Origin of the sequence: Ramlibacter sp., from assembly GCF_028291745.1 — a bacterium.
Taxonomy (GTDB): domain Bacteria; phylum Pseudomonadota; class Gammaproteobacteria; order Burkholderiales; family Burkholderiaceae_C; genus Ramlibacter.
In genome coordinates this window covers 1-16,746 of the sequence record NZ_JAQGNQ010000072.1, presented here as the reverse complement: position 1 = coordinate 16,746, position 16,746 = coordinate 1, and the positions used below count along the sequence as shown (strand labels likewise).

The 16,746-nt window shown below is 66.1% G+C and carries 17 protein-coding genes; 13 read left to right on the top strand and 4 right to left on the bottom strand.

Annotation, left to right across the window (positions count from 1 at the left end; genetic code table 11):
* The first annotated feature begins 6 nt into the window (after positions 1-6).
* The 5 genes from JWP60_RS13530 (at position 7) to JWP60_RS13510 (ending at position 3,586) form a co-directional block, all read left to right on the top strand.
* Positions 7-648 carry an amino acid ABC transporter permease gene (locus JWP60_RS13530; protein ID WP_299792006.1) on the top strand — a complete coding sequence of 214 codons (642 nt, stop codon included), beginning with the start codon at positions 7-9 and terminating at the stop codon, positions 646-648.
* Positions 645-1,304 (top strand): ABC transporter permease subunit, encoded by a 660-nt coding sequence (locus JWP60_RS13525; RefSeq protein ID WP_299792003.1) that lies wholly within the window; start codon positions 645-647, stop codon positions 1,302-1,304. Before JWP60_RS13530 ends, JWP60_RS13525 begins: the two co-directional genes overlap by 4 nt.
* Complete coding sequence (locus JWP60_RS13520; RefSeq protein WP_299792000.1) at positions 1,301-2,131, top strand: amino acid ABC transporter ATP-binding protein; 831 nt, start codon at positions 1,301-1,303, stop codon at positions 2,129-2,131. Before JWP60_RS13525 ends, JWP60_RS13520 begins: the two co-directional genes overlap by 4 nt.
* On the top strand, positions 2,128-2,754 hold the full coding sequence (locus JWP60_RS13515) for a DUF1989 domain-containing protein (protein WP_299791998.1): 627 nt from the start codon (positions 2,128-2,130) through the stop codon (positions 2,752-2,754). Before JWP60_RS13520 ends, JWP60_RS13515 begins: the two co-directional genes overlap by 4 nt.
* 61 nt (positions 2,755-2,815) lie before the next feature.
* A complete protein-coding gene (locus tag JWP60_RS13510) occupies positions 2,816-3,586 on the top strand; it encodes an SDR family oxidoreductase (RefSeq protein ID WP_299791996.1) in 771 nt (256 codons plus the stop codon).
* A gap of 22 nt (positions 3,587-3,608) precedes the next feature.
* Here the strand turns inward: JWP60_RS13510 and JWP60_RS13505 are convergent, their stop codons facing one another.
* The gene (locus JWP60_RS13505; RefSeq protein WP_299791994.1) at positions 3,609-4,508 is read right to left on the bottom strand and encodes a polysaccharide deacetylase; all 900 of its coding nucleotides are present in this window, start codon (positions 4,506-4,508) and stop codon (positions 3,609-3,611) included.
* A 298-nt stretch (positions 4,509-4,806) separates the two neighbouring features.
* Between JWP60_RS13505 and JWP60_RS13500 the strand changes: the two genes are divergently transcribed.
* The 7 genes from JWP60_RS13500 (at position 4,807) to JWP60_RS13470 (ending at position 12,009) form a co-directional block, all read left to right on the top strand.
* Entirely contained in the window at positions 4,807-5,772 is a 966-nt protein-coding gene (locus JWP60_RS13500) for an ABC transporter substrate-binding protein (protein WP_299791992.1), read from the top strand.
* An 18-nt stretch (positions 5,773-5,790) separates the two neighbouring features.
* Positions 5,791-7,323 (top strand): sugar ABC transporter ATP-binding protein, encoded by a 1,533-nt coding sequence (locus tag JWP60_RS13495; protein WP_299791990.1) that lies wholly within the window; start codon positions 5,791-5,793, stop codon positions 7,321-7,323.
* Positions 7,316-8,320 carry an ABC transporter permease gene (locus tag JWP60_RS13490; RefSeq protein WP_299791987.1) on the top strand — a complete coding sequence of 335 codons (1,005 nt, stop codon included), beginning with the start codon at positions 7,316-7,318 and terminating at the stop codon, positions 8,318-8,320. The genes JWP60_RS13495 and JWP60_RS13490 overlap by 8 nt, the downstream gene beginning before the upstream one ends.
* A complete protein-coding gene (locus JWP60_RS13485) occupies positions 8,317-9,324 on the top strand; it encodes an ABC transporter permease (RefSeq protein WP_299791984.1) in 1,008 nt (335 codons plus the stop codon). Before JWP60_RS13490 ends, JWP60_RS13485 begins: the two co-directional genes overlap by 4 nt.
* Before the next feature lie 96 nt (positions 9,325-9,420).
* Entirely contained in the window at positions 9,421-10,023 is a 603-nt protein-coding gene (locus JWP60_RS13480; RefSeq protein WP_299791981.1) for a DUF1080 domain-containing protein, read from the top strand.
* Between the two features lie 515 nt (positions 10,024-10,538).
* Positions 10,539-11,162 carry a type IV toxin-antitoxin system AbiEi family antitoxin domain-containing protein gene (locus JWP60_RS13475; RefSeq protein ID WP_299791978.1) on the top strand — a complete coding sequence of 208 codons (624 nt, stop codon included), beginning with the start codon at positions 10,539-10,541 and terminating at the stop codon, positions 11,160-11,162.
* A gap of 25 nt (positions 11,163-11,187) precedes the next feature.
* Positions 11,188-12,009: a nucleotidyl transferase AbiEii/AbiGii toxin family protein gene (locus JWP60_RS13470; protein ID WP_299791975.1), complete on the top strand. Its 822-nt coding sequence runs from the start codon at positions 11,188-11,190 to the stop codon at positions 12,007-12,009.
* A gap of 31 nt (positions 12,010-12,040) precedes the next feature.
* Here the strand turns inward: JWP60_RS13470 and JWP60_RS13465 are convergent, their stop codons facing one another.
* The 3 genes from JWP60_RS13465 to JWP60_RS13455 form a co-directional block, all read right to left on the bottom strand.
* Positions 12,041-13,015 (bottom strand): relaxase/mobilization nuclease domain-containing protein, encoded by a 975-nt coding sequence (locus tag JWP60_RS13465; RefSeq protein ID WP_299791972.1) that lies wholly within the window; start codon positions 13,013-13,015, stop codon positions 12,041-12,043.
* Positions 13,012-13,524: a hypothetical protein gene (locus JWP60_RS13460; RefSeq protein ID WP_299791969.1), complete on the bottom strand. Its 513-nt coding sequence runs from the start codon at positions 13,522-13,524 to the stop codon at positions 13,012-13,014. Before JWP60_RS13460 ends, JWP60_RS13465 begins: the two co-directional genes overlap by 4 nt.
* Before the next feature lie 743 nt (positions 13,525-14,267).
* Complete coding sequence (locus JWP60_RS13455; RefSeq protein ID WP_299791966.1) at positions 14,268-14,561, bottom strand: transposase; 294 nt, start codon at positions 14,559-14,561, stop codon at positions 14,268-14,270.
* Positions 14,562-14,706: 145 nt separating this feature from the next.
* Between JWP60_RS13455 and JWP60_RS13450 the strand changes: the two genes are divergently transcribed.
* Positions 14,707-15,918 (top strand): RES family NAD+ phosphorylase, encoded by a 1,212-nt coding sequence (locus JWP60_RS13450; RefSeq protein WP_299791963.1) that lies wholly within the window; start codon positions 14,707-14,709, stop codon positions 15,916-15,918.
* Positions 15,919-16,746 lie beyond the last annotated feature (828 nt).

Genomic DNA, 16,746 nt, shown 5'->3' with positions numbered 1-16,746 from the left:
TGCGAGATGAACGCTTCCGACTACTGGCAGATCACGCAAGCTGCATTGGCGACGGTCACGCTGTCGCTGGCCAGCATCGGAATGGGCATGCCGCTGGGCCTGGCCATGGCGCTCGTGAGCTGGGGGCGCGTCCCCCTGCTCACGCCACTGGTGCGCGGCTATGTCAGCGTGATCCGCTCATGCCCGACGGTGACGCTGACCCTCCTGGTCTTCTTCGGATCCAGCCAGGCGGGCTTGAATCTGGACGCGATGGTCGCCGCCATCGTGGCGCTCACCTTGTCGACCGCCGCCTTCAACTGCGAGATCTGGCGCAGCCACCTGAACGAGTTTCCCCGCGACCAATACGACGCCGCGCTGGCCTTCGGCATGCGACCTGCCCAACGTTCCTTGCGGATCGTGCTGCCGCAAGTGGTCCGCCACAGCATCCCGGCGCTCGTCAGCGAAATGACACTGCAGATCAAGGCCACGCCCGCCGTCGCGGTGATCGGCATCGTGGAGATCACGCGCGCCGCGCTGCGCGTCGGCTCCGCCACCTACCAACCGCTGCCGCCCTTCCTCTACGCGCTGGCGCTGTACAGCGTGGTCGTGTTCGCCTTCGTGCAGCTGCAACGGATGGCGGAGCGGCGCATTGCGAGGTCCCCCGCATGACCGAAGGCCTGCTGAAGATCTGGTCGCTGAGAGCCGAAATCCTGAATGCGTTCGGCAGCACCATCCTGCTCACCCTCATCGGCGGCCTGTGCGCGCTGGCCGCGGGATTGCTGCTGGCGCTGACGGCAATGTCTCGCCGACGCGCCGTGCAGCGTGCCGTGACGGTCTACATCGACACGATGCGCTGCGTCCCCTTCCTGCTGTTCGTCTACCTCCTGTACTTCGGCCTGCCGACGCTGGGCTTTCGCATGAGCAACTGGGAAGCCGGCGCGCTGGCGATCCTGATGTACCACAGCGCCTACATGGCCGAAGTGCTGCGCGCGGCGATCCGGCAACTGCCCAGGGACATCCTGGAGTCCGCCACTTCCTTCGGCTACGTGGGTTGGCCGCTGGCCCGCCGGATCATCATCCCGCCGGCCCTGCTGCGCAGCATTCCACTGGTCGGCAACCAGTTCGTGCAGATCCTGAAGGACACCGCACTCCTGACCGTGATTGCCGTGACCGAACTGACGCACGCGCTGACCGGCATCCAGAGCACGTACTTCATTCCCGTCGCAGCCTACCTGACGGCTGTCCTTCTCTACTGGGCGCTCTGCGTGACGATCGAATTGACCGCGAGCCGGCTTGAATTGCTGGCACGAAAGCGCCGCGCATGAATCCATCCACTCCCTCCCCGGGCCTCCTGGCGCCGGCCCTGCGCCTGTCCGGCGTCTCGAAATCGTTCGGCGCCAGTCACGTCCTGAAGGACGTGTCCCTGACAGTGGCGAAGGGCGAAATCGTCTGCGTCCTGGGACCGTCCGGCTGCGGCAAGTCGACGCTCCTGCGCTGCATCAACTGGCTGGAGGAACCCGACGCCGGAACCGTCATCGTGTCCGGCGAGCGGATGGGAGCACGCGGTGCCCATCGCATGAGCGAGAAGGAGCTCGCCAGGGCCCGTTCGAAGATCGGCATGGTGTTCCAGCACTTCGCCCTCTGGCCCCACCTGACCGTCCTGCAGAACGTCATGGAGGCGCCCGTCCACGTGCACAAGCGGGATCGCTCCGAAGTCCGACGCGAAGCGATGGAACTGCTGGAGCGCGTCGGCCTGGAGGAGCGGCGCGATCATTTTCCCTCCCAGCTCTCGGGCGGGCAGAAGCAGCGCGCCGCGATTGCCCGGGCCCTCGCCATCAAGCCTGACCTGCTGCTGTTCGACGAGCCCACGAGCGCGCTCGACCCGGTGCTGGTGGGAGAGGTCCTGGGCGTGATGACCGGCCTGGCCAAGGATGGCATCACGATGGTGATCGTGACGCACGAGATGGCTTTCGCGCGCAAGGTCGCATCCCGCATCGTGTTCATGCATGACGGCCGCATCGCCGAGGAGGCCGCGCCCGCCAGGTTCTTCGACCAGCCCGGCACGCCCGAGGCCCGCGCGTTCCTGCGCCATTTCCAGCACGGCGCATCGGCTGCGCCGCTACATCTTGTCCATGAAGGAGTGAGTCCGTGACCGTAACCGAAACCAGGCTTGTCGAGCGCCACCGCGAAGTCGTTCCCGCGAAGGGACGCTGGTCGCGCCGGCTGCAGGCTGGAGAACAGTTGAAGATCATCGACACCCATGGTCGCCAGGCCGTGGACTTTCTCTGCTACGGCGATGGCCTGCCGCTGGACCGGATCAACATTCCCAACACGGTCAAGCTGAACAAGTCCCTGTACATCAGCAAGGGTTGCACGATCTACTCCGACCATGCCAGGCCGATGTTCACGGTGGTCGAGGACACCTGCGGCTTCCACGACACCCTCGCGGGCTGCTGCAGCTGCGAGATCGACAAGGTGCGCTACGACGTCGTCAAGACCGAAAGCTGCCGCACCAACTTCATCGCGGAGTTGGGCAAGTGGGCTCTGGCACCTTCAGAGATCGTCTCGAACATCAATTTCTTCATGCGCGTGCCGTTCAAGGAAGACGGCTCGGTGGTCATCGCGGAGGGCGTTTCCCGCCCCGGCGACCACGTCCTGCTGCGCGCCGAGATGCCGGTGCTGGCGGTCCTGTCGAACTGCCCCCAGCAGAACAATCCGGCCGCGGGATTCGCACCGACGGACATCGAGGTCGTCGTCTACGGACCCTCCGTCTGACCGGAGCCAGCTTCGTCGGTGCGCACGGCGTGTCCTTTCTGACCGTCATCTAGGGATCCCAGTGACTTCGTCCACTTCCCTGTCCGGCCGCACGGCCGTCGTCACCGGCGCCGCAGGCGGCATCGGCCGTGCGATCGTGGCGGAGCTTCTGCGGCAAGGCGCCGAGGTCCATGGCCTCGATCGCAACGCCGAAGCCCAGGCGCGCATGGCGGATGCCATGTCCGCGGTGGGCCGCTACACGCCCCACGTCGCCGACCTCGCAGACCGCGCGGACACCGACCGGGTGCTCGCCTCGCTGCGCGGCTTGCTGGCCGGGCGCTGCGACATCCTCGTCAACAACGCCGGCATCAGCACGCTGGTGAACTTCGCCGAGACGACGGATGAACAGATCGACGGGCTGTTTGCGATCAACGTCCACGCGGGACTTCGCATCACCCGCAGCCTGCTGCCGGAACTGCTAGTGGGCACGTCCCCCACGGTCATCAATATCGCATCCGAACTGGCGCTGGTCGGCCAGCCGGGCTACGTCGCATACAGCGCCACCAAGGGAGCCGTGCTGGCCTGGACGCGCGCGCTCGCGATCGAGCTCGCCCCGCGCGTGCGCGTCAACGCAATCTGCCCGGGGCCGGTGGACACCCCCATGCTGCAGTCCGAGTTCGCTGCCGCCGCCGACCCCGTTGCCGCCCGCGCAGCGGAAGTGGCTCACGTGCCGATGGCCCGGGTCGGCCGGCCGACCGACATTGCTTCGGTGGTGGCTTTCCTGGCCAGCGATGCGGCGGCCTTCGTCACCGGGGCAGCCTGGACGGTCGACGGCGGCAAGACGGCCGCCTGAGCCGTCCCCAGCCCCCACCGGATCAGCGGAACGTCGGCACCACGGGCAGCCCTTCGATCTGCCCGTAGCGCTCCGAGCGGGGCTGCCACAGGCCGTCGGCCATGCACTGGCGCACGTGCCGCGCGATCTCCCGCAGCGGCGCGAACCACACGCCGCCCTGCTCCAGCATCTTCTCGATCATCCGGTGCGTCTGCTGCCAGCGCGCCAGCCGGCCGGAAAGGAAGGGATGCCACACGGGGATCCACATCCCGCCGTGCTCCCACTGGGCCTCGAACTCCTCCCACCAGTTGCGCCAGGCGAAGGCCGGTGCCTGGATCGGCATCTGGAAGCCGAACTCCGTGCTGTGCATGAAGGGCGGCCAGTCGTCCATTCCCCAATGCGACGGCAGTTCCAGCAGACTGGCCTTGCTGCCCTCCACCAGGTAAGGCACGTCGTCGCCCATCAGCGATGCGTCGTACCGGATGCCTTCTTCCAGCAGCAGATCGGTGGAGCGGTGGGAGTAGTTGTAGAGCGGCGCGCGCCAGCCCACCGGCTTGATCCCGGTGATCTTCTCCACCGACGCCAGGCTGTGGCGCAGCCAGAAGCGCTCCTCCTCGTCGGAGAGCTCGTTGGGATGCTCGTGCAGCCAGCCGTGGCCGGCCACCTCGTGGCCGTCCTTGGCCATGGCCTCCACCGCCTGCGGATAGCGTTCGGCGCACCACCCCGGGACGAAGAAGGTCTGCTGGATGCCGAAGTGGCGGTAGCTCTCGAGGATGCGCGGCACGGCCACCGTGGGGCCGTAGCGCAGCTGCGAGGCCGTGGCCACCATCGCGTGCGCGCGTTCGGGATAGGAGAGGTACAGCAGGCTCTCGGCATCCATGTCGAAGGTGAAGGCCACCGCGCAGCGCGCGCCGTTGGGCCAAGGGACCGGATTGCGGATCATGGGTTCAGGCGTCCGGATTCGTAGGCGTGGGCAGTCATGTGGCACGGGTCGACAGGCAATAGGCATGCCTGCGCGCAGGCGCGGACGGGCCTGCCGACGGTGCAGACCAGCGAGCGCGGCACCGCTGAGCGCACCGGACGTGTGCGCGCAGGCGCATCGAGAGAGCAACGAAGGTTTCCCCTAGTCATCGTCGATTTTCCGCGCCCCAGAATGAGGCGCAGGCCGGACTGCATCCCCTGCCGGCTCGTTGCGAATCACACTCCGCAGCCCCCGGGATGACCATGCCAAAGGAGCTCCCATGCGCTTGCCCTCCATCACCGCCATCGCACTCGTTGCAACGCTGGGCGCCGGCATAGCCCACGCCGAATCGCCAAAGCTCAAGCAGAAGGACACCTACAAGGTGGGCTTCGCGCAGACGGAGAGCAACAACCCGTGGCGCATCGCGGAAACCAGGTCGATGCAGGAGGTGGCCAAGAGCTGCGGCTGGAACCTGGTCTACACCGACGCGGGCGGCTCGGCCGCCAAGCAGGTCGCCGACGTCGAAAGCATGATCGCGCAGAAGGTCGACCTGATCGTGCTGGCCCCGCGCGAGGAAAAGCCGCTGATCCCCGCCGTGATGAAGGCCAAGAAGGCGGGGATCCCGGTGATCCTGATCGACCGCAACGTCGACCAGAAGCTCGCCGGTGCGGGCAAGGACTACGTCACGTTCATCGGCTCCGACTTCATCGACCAGGGCCGCCGCGCGGGCGAATGGCTGGTGAAGGCCACCGGCGGCAAGGGCAAGATCGTGGAGCTCGAAGGCACGACCGGTTCTTCGCCCGCCAACAACCGCAAGAAGGGCTTCGACGACCTGGTGGCCAAGCATGCCGGGATGAAGGTGGTGGCCTCGCAGTCGGGCGACTTCGCGCGCGACAAGGGCCGCCAGGTGATGCAGACACTGCTGCAGGCGCACCCCGACGTGACCGCGGTCTACGCGCACAACGACGAGATGGCCATCGGCGCGATCGCCGCGCTCGAGGCCGCCGGCAAGAAGCCGGGACAGGACGTGATCGTCGTCTCGATCGACGGCACCCGCGACGCCCTGACCGCCATCGCGGCCGGCAAGATGGGCGCGACCGTGCAGTCCAGCCCCTTCTTCGGCCCGGTGACCTGCGACACCGCCAGGAAGTTCGCCAAGGGCGACCAGATCCCTGCCTGGGTGAAGGTCGAGGACAAGTTCTACGACAAGTCCAACGCCCAGGCCAGCATGGCCGACGGGTACTGATCGCCTCACTCCCGCACCATGACCGCCGAGGTCCCATCCGCGCCGCTGCTGGAAATGCGCGGCGTCGACAAGGCCTTCGGCGGCGTGCCCGCCCTGCGCCAGGCGCGGCTCGTGATTGCACCGGCGCAGGTGCATGCGCTGATCGGGCAGAACGGCGCCGGCAAGTCCACCTTGATCAAGGTCCTGACCGGCGCGTACGCGCGTGACGCGGGCAGCATCCGCTTCGGCGGGCAGGACGTCGCCTTCGCGGCGCCGCTCGACGCGCAGCGGGTTGGCATCAGTACCATCTACCAGGAACTGAACCTCGTACCGCAGCGTTCGCTGGCCGAGAACATCTTCATCGGCCGCGAGCCCATCCGCTTCGGCCTGATCGACTGGCGGCGGATCCACGAGGAGAGCGCCCGGATCCTCTCGCGCTTCGGCCTGGCGGTGGACGTGATGCGCCCCCTGCACGCCTGCAACACCGCCACCCAGCAGATGACCGCCATCGCCCGCGCCGTCAGCACGCGCGCGCGCCTGGTGATCATGGACGAACCCACTTCCTCGCTGGACGAGAACGAAGTCCAGACGCTGTTCGGGGTGATCCGGCAACTGCAGGCCGACGGTGTCTCGGTGCTGTTCGTGAGCCACAAGCTCGACGAACTGTATGCGGTGTGCGAGCGCATCACGGTGATGCGAGACGGGCAGACCGTCGCCGAACGCGCCATGCAGGACATGGGCCGACTGGAGCTCGTTGCCACCATGCTGGGCAAGGAGCTCTCCGCGCTGCAGGGCGCGCGGCGCGCTGCACCGGATGCTGCCGCACCGGAGGTGCTGCGCGTGGAGCATCTGCAAGGCGGTCGGGTGCACGACGCGAGCCTGGCGGTGCGGCGCGGGGAAATCGTGGGCCTGGGCGGCTTGCTCGGCTCGGGCCGCACCGAACTCGCCCGGGCCGTGTTCGGCGCCGACCGGGCGGAGTCCGGCGAAATCCGCATCAACGGGCAGCACGCCCGGCTCGAGCAGCCCGCGGACGCGATCGCCCGCGGCGTCGCCTACCTGTCGGAAGACCGCAAGACCGAGGGCATCGTGGCCGACCTGTCCGTGCGCGAGAACCTCACGCTCGTGCTGCTGCCGCAGCTCACGCGCCTGGGCGTGGTCGACGCGAAACGCCAGCTGGAAGTCACGCAGGAGTTCATCCGGCGCCTGGGGATTCGCTGCGCCGGTCCGGAGCAGCCGATGCGCGAGCTTTCCGGCGGCAACCAGCAGAAGGTGCTGCTGGCGCGCTGGCTGGCAGCGCGCATCGAACTGCTGCTGCTGGACGAACCCACCCGCGGGATTGACGTGGGCGCGAAGGCCGAGATCCTGCAACTGATTCGTGGCCTGGCCGACGAGCAGGGGCTCGCCGTGCTGATGATCGCCAGCGAACTCGAAGAACTCGTGGGCGCCAGCGACCGGGTCACCGTGCTGCGTGACGGCCGCAGCGTCGCGGAACTCGAAGGCAGTGAACTCACCGAGGCTGCCGTGATGAACGCGATGGCCCATGCTTCCCCGGGCGAAGCCGCGCATGGCTGAACTGGTTCCCCCGGCACCCACGCCAATCCACGCAGAGTCGCGGCGGCACGCGCCAGGCTGGCTGCAGCGCGCCCGGGCATTCACGGCCCTCCTGTTGCTGCTTCTCTTCAACGCCATCTTCACGCGCGACTTCCTGACCCTGCAGACGCTGAACGTGAACCTCTCGCAGGTGGCGCAGATCGTCGTCGTGGCGATGGGAATGGCGCTCGTGATCGCCACCGCGGGCATCGACCTTTCGGTGGGCGCGGTCGCCGCCTTTGCCGGCACGCTCGCCGCAGTGTTGCTGACGCAGGCCGCGGAACCGTTGGCGCGCACGGGGCTTGCCCTGCCCGCGGCGCTGCTGCTGCCACTAGTGGCTGCGGGGGGCTTCGGGCTGATGAACGCATTTCTGATCACCCGCTACGGGGTGCAGCCCATCGTCGCCACCCTGGTGCTGTTCATCGCCGGCCGCGGGCTGGCGGAAATGCTCACGGGCAGCAACCTGCGGACCTTCCCCGAGGAGACCTTGCACTGGTTGCGCGGCAACTTGCTGGGCGTGCCGGCGCAGGCCTGGCTCATGGCGGCTGTCGTCGCCGCCACCGCCTGGGTCGTGCGCCGCACGCTGTTCGCGCGCTGGCTGCTGGTGGTGGGCGGCAACGAACGCGCGGCACACCTGGCCGGCGTGCCCGTGGCGCGCGTGAAGTTCATCGCCTACGGCGCATGCGCCGTGCTGGCCGGCGTGGCCGGGATCATGAACGTGGCCATGATCTCCGCGGCCGACCCGGCCAAGATCGGGCAGAACATCGAACTGGACGCCATCGCGGCCGTGGCGGTAGGCGGCACGCTGCTGTCCGGGGGACGGGTCAACGTGGCGGGAACGCTGGTCGGCGCGCTGGCCATCCAGTTGCTTGGCTACACCCTGCTGGCGCACGGAGTGGCCTACGAGTACGCGCTGGTCGCCAAGGCCGCCATCATCCTGCTGGCGGTGTACCTGCAGCGGCGTGAACGCACGGCATGAATACCCACCGCGTTCCCGGGACGCGCCAGCCGCGCACGGCAGGCTGGTCTCAGCGCGTGCAGTCGCAAGGTGCGCTGATCGCGCTGGGCCTGCTGCTCCTGTTCGGCGGCGTGCGCTATGACGAGTTTGTCGGAAGCCAGAACATCTCCTTCCTGCTGGCCGGCACCTCCAAGTTCGGGCTGATCGCGATCGGGATGGCCTTCGTCATCATGAGCGGAGGCATCGACCTGTCGGTGGGCACGGTGGCGGTGCTGGCCAGCGTGGTCGCCGCCAGACTCTCCCAGCACGGGATCGCGCCGGCCATTGCAGGGGGTGTCGCCGTAGGCGTCGCCGCCGGGCTTTTCAACGGGATCGCCATCGCGCGCTTGAAGCTGATGCCCTTCGTGGTGACGCTGTGCACCTTCATCGCGGCGCGCGGCCTGGCCCTGGTCGTCTCCGGGCGCGAGACCGTGGCGATCAGCTACGAGAGCGGCTTCGACCAGCTGGCGGACGGGGCCTTCCTGGGTGTGCCGGTGCCCGTCTGGATCGCGGGCTTCGCCTTCGCAGCGGGCGAGCTTGCGCTGCGGTACATGCGCTTCGGGCGTGCGGTGCTCGCGGTCGGTGGCAACGAGGAGGCCGCGCGGCTGATGGGGCTGCCGGTGGAGCGCGTGAAAGTCGGCGTGTACACGCTCTCGGGCGCGCTCGCTGGCCTGGCCGGCGTGCTGGTGGCGGCGCAGACGTCGGGATCGCCCACCGAAGGCGTGGGCTGGGAGTTGATTGCGATCGCCGCGGTCGTCGTGGGCGGTACGCAGCTGACCGGCGGGCAGGGATCGATCCTCAATACGCTGACCGGCGTACTGCTGCTGGCAGTCATCCTCAACATGATCAACTTCGAGAACGGATACACCGACGGGCCGCACCTCACGCTGGGCTCCTACTGGCAGACCATCGTGCGCGGCGCCTTCCTGCTGGCCGTGGTCGTGCTGCAAGCCAGGCTGACCCGGCGCGCATCGTCCACCCTCTGATGCTGCGGGGCACCTGAGCCCGAGGCCCGGGTAGGCACCGGCTTGACGCGCGGATGGCGCGCACCGTCCAATGCGATTTTCATCCCAGGGGAACCCATGCAGAAGATCACGAAGGCCGCCATCGCTCTCGCGGCGGCAGCCGCGCTCGCGGGTTGCGCCATGCCGCGCGGCTCCGGCGATTGGGAAACGCTGATCGACGGCGGACGGGGCATGGACAACTTCGACAACATGGGTGGCGCGAACTGGCGCGCCGAAGCAGACGCGATCGTGGCCGACCGCCGGCCCGGTACGGAGCCCACGTACTACCTCGCGACCAAGAAGACGTATCACGACTTCGAGGTGCGTGCGGAGTTCTGGGTAAGCGAGGACGCCAACTCCGGCCTCTACGTGCGCTGCACGGATGCGCGGCCCATGACCGATCGCACTTGCCACGAAGCGAACATCTTCGACAAGCGGCCGGACCCCGCCTATGCCACCGGCGCCATCGTGTGGCTCGTGAAGGCACCGATGCCGGTGCCGCGAACTGGCGGCCAGTGGAACACCATGGACGTGATCGCGCGCGGGGGCCACATGGAAGTGGTGCTCAATGGGGTGAAGACGGCAGTGACGGACGAAGCACGCGACGTGGATGGGGTGATCGGGCTGCAGTACGCGGGGGGAACGGTGAAATTTCGGAAGCTGCAGATTCGAAGGCTGTGAGCGCGCAAGTTCGCGATGGACGATCTCTGGCGTGATGTCCAGGGAGGCCGCATGACCTTGCCAGAACCATGTGCTCGCCGGCAGCCGCGTGCGACGCCACTACCTGAAGTACGACTACGCGGACGAGACGAAGGTGGCCTGGGAAAAGCTGGGCGCAGCGATCGAAGCGTTGCTGGCGCGGCGCCTGCGGCTGGTGAGTAGCTGAACGTGACGCCTGTCAGCGTCGCGCGCCGGGTCAAGGGCGGGCGCAGCCCGGCCGAAGGCGCACCCTTGACGCGGCGCGTGGCGCCGTACGCTTGCGGGCTGGGGCAGGCTTGCAGGAAACGCCTGCCCCCGAGCCCGTCCGGCGGCGAGGAAACCATGGCTTCCGCTTTTGCGTTGTTGCATTTCCTCGGAGAAGGCCAGCAATCTCCGAGGATTCGCAACCCGGCACGGCGCGGCTCTCTCTCGGAGTCGCAAACGCAGAATGGTACAAACCATCGGATAATTCTGGCAATCATCCGAGGTTTCAGAACATGCCCCAGCCGCTTGCCTCCACCCAGCGCGACCAGGCGCTGACGCTGCTCAAGCAGCGAGGCATCACGCGCCTAGCGGAATTCCAGTCCGCAGGCGTGACGGCTACGACGGTCAGTCGCATGGAGCGCTCTGGTGAAGTCGTCCGGCTCGCGCGCGGCCTCTACCAGCTGCCTGATGCCGCCCTGGACCCGCACCAGTGGCTCGCGGAAGCCGCGCGCCTGGTCCCGAAGGGGGTGATCTGCCTCGCCTCTGCTCTGGCCTTCCACGGCCTGACTGACCAGATGCCGCCCAAGGTCTGGGTCGCGATAGGCCGCAAGGACTGGCGGCCCCGCATCACCTACCCGCCGCTGCGCGTGGCTCGCTTCTCCGACGAAGAACTGCGCCGCGGCGTCGAGCACAAGAGGATCGCCGGCACGGCGGTGCCCGTGTTCGGCGTGGCCAAGACCGTGGCGGACCTGTTCCGGTATCGGCGCACCGTCGGCGAACTGCTCGTCGTCGAAGGGCTGCGCCAAGCGCTGCGACAACGCAAGGCGACTCCGGCGCAGCTTGCTCGCGAGGCACAGGTTGCGGGCGTCTGGCCCTCGATGCAGCCCTATCTCACCGCTCTCACCAGCGATGCCTGACAAGCCCCGCAATGTCGGCGCCTCGGTGCGCCAGCGCCTGCTGAACCTGGCGCACGCGCGCGGGCAGCCGCTGGAACTGCTTCTGACGCGCTATGCGCTCGAACGCCTGTTGCACCGTCTGAGCCTGTCGCCGCATCGCAACCGCTTCGTCCTCAAGGGCGCGCTGCTGGTGACGACATGGTTCGACGAACCGCACCGCGCGACCCGCGACCTCGATCTTCTGGGCTTCGGCGATCCGTCGGAGGACGCGCTCGTGGTCGTCTTCCGGGAGGTGATGGCGATCATGCTGGATGACGGCGTGAGCTTCGACACGGCCAAGCTGCAGATCCAGCCGATCCGCGAAGGCCTCGAGTACGGCGGCTCACGCCTGCGCACGACGGCTGCCCTCGCTGGTGCACGCATCCCCATCGTCGTCGACGTCGGCTTCGGCGATGCCGTCGAGCCGGGTGTTGAGGACATCGACCTACCAGTGCTGCTGGACCTGCCTTCACCGCGCCTGCGCGCCTACCCACCGGAGACGGTGATCGCCGAAAAACTGCACGCGATCGTGATCCTCGGCCTGGCGAACAGCCGGATGAAGGACTACTACGACGTGTGGATGCTGCTGCGCAGATTCGAGCTCGATCCTGGTCGGCTGCGGCGGGCGATCGAGGCGACCTTTGCACGGCGAATCACTCCGTTGCCGACGGCCATCCCGGAAGGACTCAGCGATGCATTCGCTGAAGATCCAGGCAAGCAGGCGCTGTGGCAAGCGTTCTCACGCAACCTGTCTGCGCCAGCGCCGACGCTCAGCGCCGTGGTCGCCGACCTGCGCGCGTGGCTCTCCGCCGCCTTCACGCCCGAGTAGGCGGTCGAGCACCCGGTCTTCGCCCCTGCGATCAACGCTCCCAGCCCGGCTCGGGCCGCGACCGCTGCGAAATCGTGCGCTCCAGCCCCGGCAACTCCCGCTGCGGCTGCTTCTCGGGCGGGTTGTAGCGCACGCCCGGCAGCCAGCGCGCGTAGTTGACAACCGAGCGGCCCAGCTCGCGATCGGCTAGATCGTCCGACGACGCGAGCGCCTTGGCGATTTCGCACCAGGCCTGTGCCGCATCCCGGCGGGCCGGAGTCAGCTTCGCCTCGGCGCTGCGGCGGTGCTCACCGACACGGCCCTGCTCGCGTGCTTTGCGCTCCCAAAGCCGTTCGTTGTGATGCCGACTGCCGCGCGTGAGCTTCGACGAGGCTTCCGCTTCGATGCCCCAGCCGCGCAGCTTCTCGGCAAACACCTCGCGCCAGCGCCGCAGGTCCTGCTTGCGTGGATTGAGCCGCCGACCGTCCCGGCCCTCGGCACGCACGGCCAAGTGAACGTGCGGGTTCGCCTGGTGCGTGTGCAACACCATCACGTATCGATAATTCGAGAGTTCCGCCTTCGCGAATTCGCGCGCGGCATTGCGCACGATGTCCGGCTGTGTCCCGGCCGGCATCGACAGCATGATGTTGAACGCCTCCCGCCGCTCGCTGTGTTCGGGAATTCGGCTTCCGCCGCATCGCCATTGATCGATGACGTCGCGCAACGCATCCCGTCCGTCACGCACCACGGCGCGATCGTCCTCAAAGGGCAACCGGCCGGACTTGCTGATATAGCGCAGGTGCGCCGCAATTGCAGCCATTCCTCGCCCGCCGCCGGTGACCTTGACCATCACTTGCGGCGCGTGGCGGACCACGATCGCCTGGATGCGATGGCGCAGCACGTCAGCGCGGGCATGCAAGCCCGCCCCGGTCAGGACCGGGGTGCGGCTTCGGACGGGGCGATTCGATCCATAGAACAGCCGATCGCCCCACTGCACCAGCACGCCATCAATACGGTTCGTGGTCATCGTGCGTCCTCCGGAACGGCCAGCAACCGGGATGCGAGATCGAGATGCCGTCGCACGTCGGCCTCGAGGCCGCGCAAACTGTCGCCGTACTCGCGCGCGGCCTCCGAGCCCTTGGCCTGACGCACCATCCGGATCACCGCGTTGATGTCACCGGACAGCACGGCCAATTGATCGGTTGAATGCCGCAGCGCTGCGCGATCAGCGTCACGCTGCGCAACCGGCGCCGGCAACGGTGTACCGACGACCAGCCGGCCAACGTATTCGCCGTAACTCAGGCCAAGCAGGCGCGCGTTGATGATCAACGCTTCCGCCTCTTGCGCGTGCATGCGCAGATGGAGTTTCGTGACGCAGGGCGACCGCTGAACCCGCGGCTCCAGGCGTGAGGTCGCAAGCGAGCAGGGACCCGCCGCCGCCACAAGGGCGTCTCGCGCAAACGCTGCCACCGGCTGATTCCGGTCGGTGGCAGCGGCCCGCACTGCATCGGCGATGCCGCGCAGATCGATCGTCACGCGATCACGCGAAGACCTTGCCATGGTCGGCCGCCCGGCGCGAAAGCCGGCGTGGCAGCCACTTTGTGGCAGCCCGCCTATCCTGCCTTACGTTCATGAAAATAGTATTGGCCTCATTTGGCTGGATGGAGGCGATGAAAACGGCGACGAAATCATCGGCCCATCCGATAAGGGCCAGCAGCGTCGGTCAAGGCGAACCGGAAGCGACCCGTATCCGGACCGAAAGCGACCGGAAATCGGCCCATATGCGACTCAGAGGCGGCCACACAAGCGGCCAAAAGCGATGAAGAGGCGCCGCTGAAACCAGCGTGGGCAGACTTCATGGGGTCTGACGGTCAGACCCCGACCAACGCGACAACGCCGAGACTTTCGCGCGAAGGACCGAAAGGTCCTTGCGTTCAGCCTCATGCCCTTGCGAAGCGATTCGGCCCAGCAGTCTCTCCAGCCGATCGCACGCCGCGCTGGCCTCGGCAATCAGGCCGGGAGCGGACAGAGGCACTGCACGGGTCATCACGCGCGCGCAAGGTCGCCACGACTTCGCGCGTTATGTCGCCCCTCCCATCGATCAGCGACTTGACCTCCTCGGGCTGCCGCTCGTGCAGCTTGCTCAACTCGTGAAGCGTGCGCGGTGAGGAACAGCGACCCGATCTCAGCGCATCGGCCAGGACGGGCGGAGACTTGCAGGACCCTGCACATCACCCGGACTGGCCACTGCGCGCGATGTTTGGCAATGAAGCCGTATCTCACATCGGGTCCTTCGCGAAGTAGCCCAGCGCCTTTTTTAAGATGTCGCGCTCCATCTTGACCTTGGCCAGCTCGCGGCGCAGGTGCTCCACCTCGCTCTGAACCTCCGTCTTGAGCGGCGCGCCAGGTGTCATCTCGTACTTGCCAGCCTGCGCATTCTTGACCCAGATCCCAATGAGCGTGCGGTTCACCCCGAGATCGCGCGCCACCCCGGCCATCGAGTTCCCCGGGCTGGTTGCCAGCCGCACCGCCTCACGCTTGAATTCTTCCGTGTAATGCTTCCTTGAAGCCATTTCGCTCTCCTGAACACATGTTGCCATTCAATGTGTCCGGGAAATCGGGGGCAGCCCAAGGTGTGTCAAGCCGAAGCAGCTCAAGGAAGTCGTTTTTGACAAGGGGGTTCTAGGCCAGTGCGACTACTGCAAGCAGGTAGACCTCGTGGTCAATTTATCCGTCCTGTTTGATCACATCATCTACCTTGTAGACACTAACATTGCCACCGAAGAAGATCTGACCGACTACGAACTAGGCTTAATCTACGAATGCGGGTCCGATCACATAGCCGTTCAAAGCATCGACATCGTTCTATCCGAGTGGTTTGGCCTTCAGGACGAGCCATATTTCGACAACCTGATGGCCCATGTACCCGAGGTCAACCTGAAGAACGAGAACGGCCACGAACGGCACTACTTCTCGGATGCCGGAGACCTTGAGCTAAACATCTACGACCACAAGTGGGAGCGGTTCATTGCAGGCATCAGACACAGCCACCGCTTCTTCAACCCCAATGCAAAGGATTTCCTCGACTCCGTTTTCGGCATGTTGTCGGTCGAAGGCGGGGAGCTTAAGCCTGAAGTGGTTCGCGTCATCGGCAAGGGCCAGATGCTGTACCGAGCAAGGACCGCGCAGACCTTTGATGCCGCCAAGAAGATCGAGGACAGTCCACATACAGAGCTTGGCCCGACGCCCAAGGACAAGGCGGGGAGTCAGCGGATGACCCCTGCTGGCATTTCCGCCCTCTACTGTGCTCCGGAGCGGGAGACGTGCTTGAGCGAGATCCGCTCCATCACCGGTGACAACGTTGTGAGCGGTGCCATGACACCAACGACCCAAGTGAAGCTGCTGGACCTGACTAAGCTAGAGCTAGTCGAACCGCCAAAGCTCACCCTGCTCGATGTGGGATTTCGCGACTCCCTGCATCTGAAGACCTTCCTCACGTCGCTCGTGAAGAAGATGTCAAAGCCTAAAGGCCGCAACGATGACCTGAGCTACTTGTCTACACAGGTCGTGTTCGAATACCTCCGGCTTCAGTTCGGCAAGCAGGTCGATGGACTGGTCTTTCCTTCAGTTCAGACAGCGGAGGTTGGAACCAACGTCGTGCTGTTTCCTGAAGCCAGTGTCATCAGCGACGACGACTACTACCCGCCTAACGAAGTGAGGGAGCTCATTGGCCAGAGCACCGTGCTCGAGCAGCCAGCCTTTCGGCAGGACGACAAGCTTGCCTTCGTGGCTACCTCACTGCGGTTCCACCAGATCATGGCTATCGAGACGAGGGCTGAGGAGCACAAGCAGATCTACGAGCTGTTCGCGGGTGATCTGGTCCGCCAGCGTCTGAAGCCGCGTTTCCGCATGCGCACGGACAGATCGTAGATCCCAACCAGGTACAACTCGCCCAAAGACGAGACCATCTCCCGAAAATCCTGGTCTCGGCTCCAAGTTTCGGGAGCCGCAAGGATTCGCCAGAGCCGTACGAACGCTTCGGCCATGTTGCCGGAGTGTACGAGCGCAGACCGCTTTCACACAGCCTCGGCCAAAAGCTGCCGCCGCTGATGATGGGTCGACTTCTGTACTATTCCATCGGTCGGGGTGCTGTGTGCACCAATTGGTGGTCGAACGGAGTTACGTCCATGCTGTTACTTCGAGAAGGGCAGCGCCCTTTGCTGGAATACCTGCGAAATCTGACGCCTCAGATCCTGCTCGCTAGCACGGCCCTGGTGTTGGGTGTGCGCTTAGACTTTCACAGGTTCGACCCAGCGAATTGGCTGGCAACCTTCGCGTTTATTTTCTGTGTAGGGCTGTTTGTGCTCGCGTTCTTCGCAAACATGAACATCTTTTTGGACGCTTTGCTCGATACGCTGAGTCCGTATGGGCGCGTCGCTCGAAGGCTCAGGGTGCGGGGCATTCCCCCTAGACAGGCCGCTCTGGCGTCCCTGCGTGTGATGTTCGCCAGAGGCCGACGCTTCTGTTTGACGTCGTCGGCTCGATGGCTGTCGTCAACATCGGACTGCTTGCGGTGACTTTCGGCGCTTTGCATGCGGCGAGGGCACTGCTCAAGTGACCTCGCAACCTAAGGAAAGTCTGATTAAGTCCACCGATCATGCCGCCGCGCGTTGATTGACGCAAAGGAGCCTGCACGATGAGCCAGATCAGTTTCTCGGACGCGGAGTACGCCGGCAAGCGGAAGAAGACGCGGCGTGA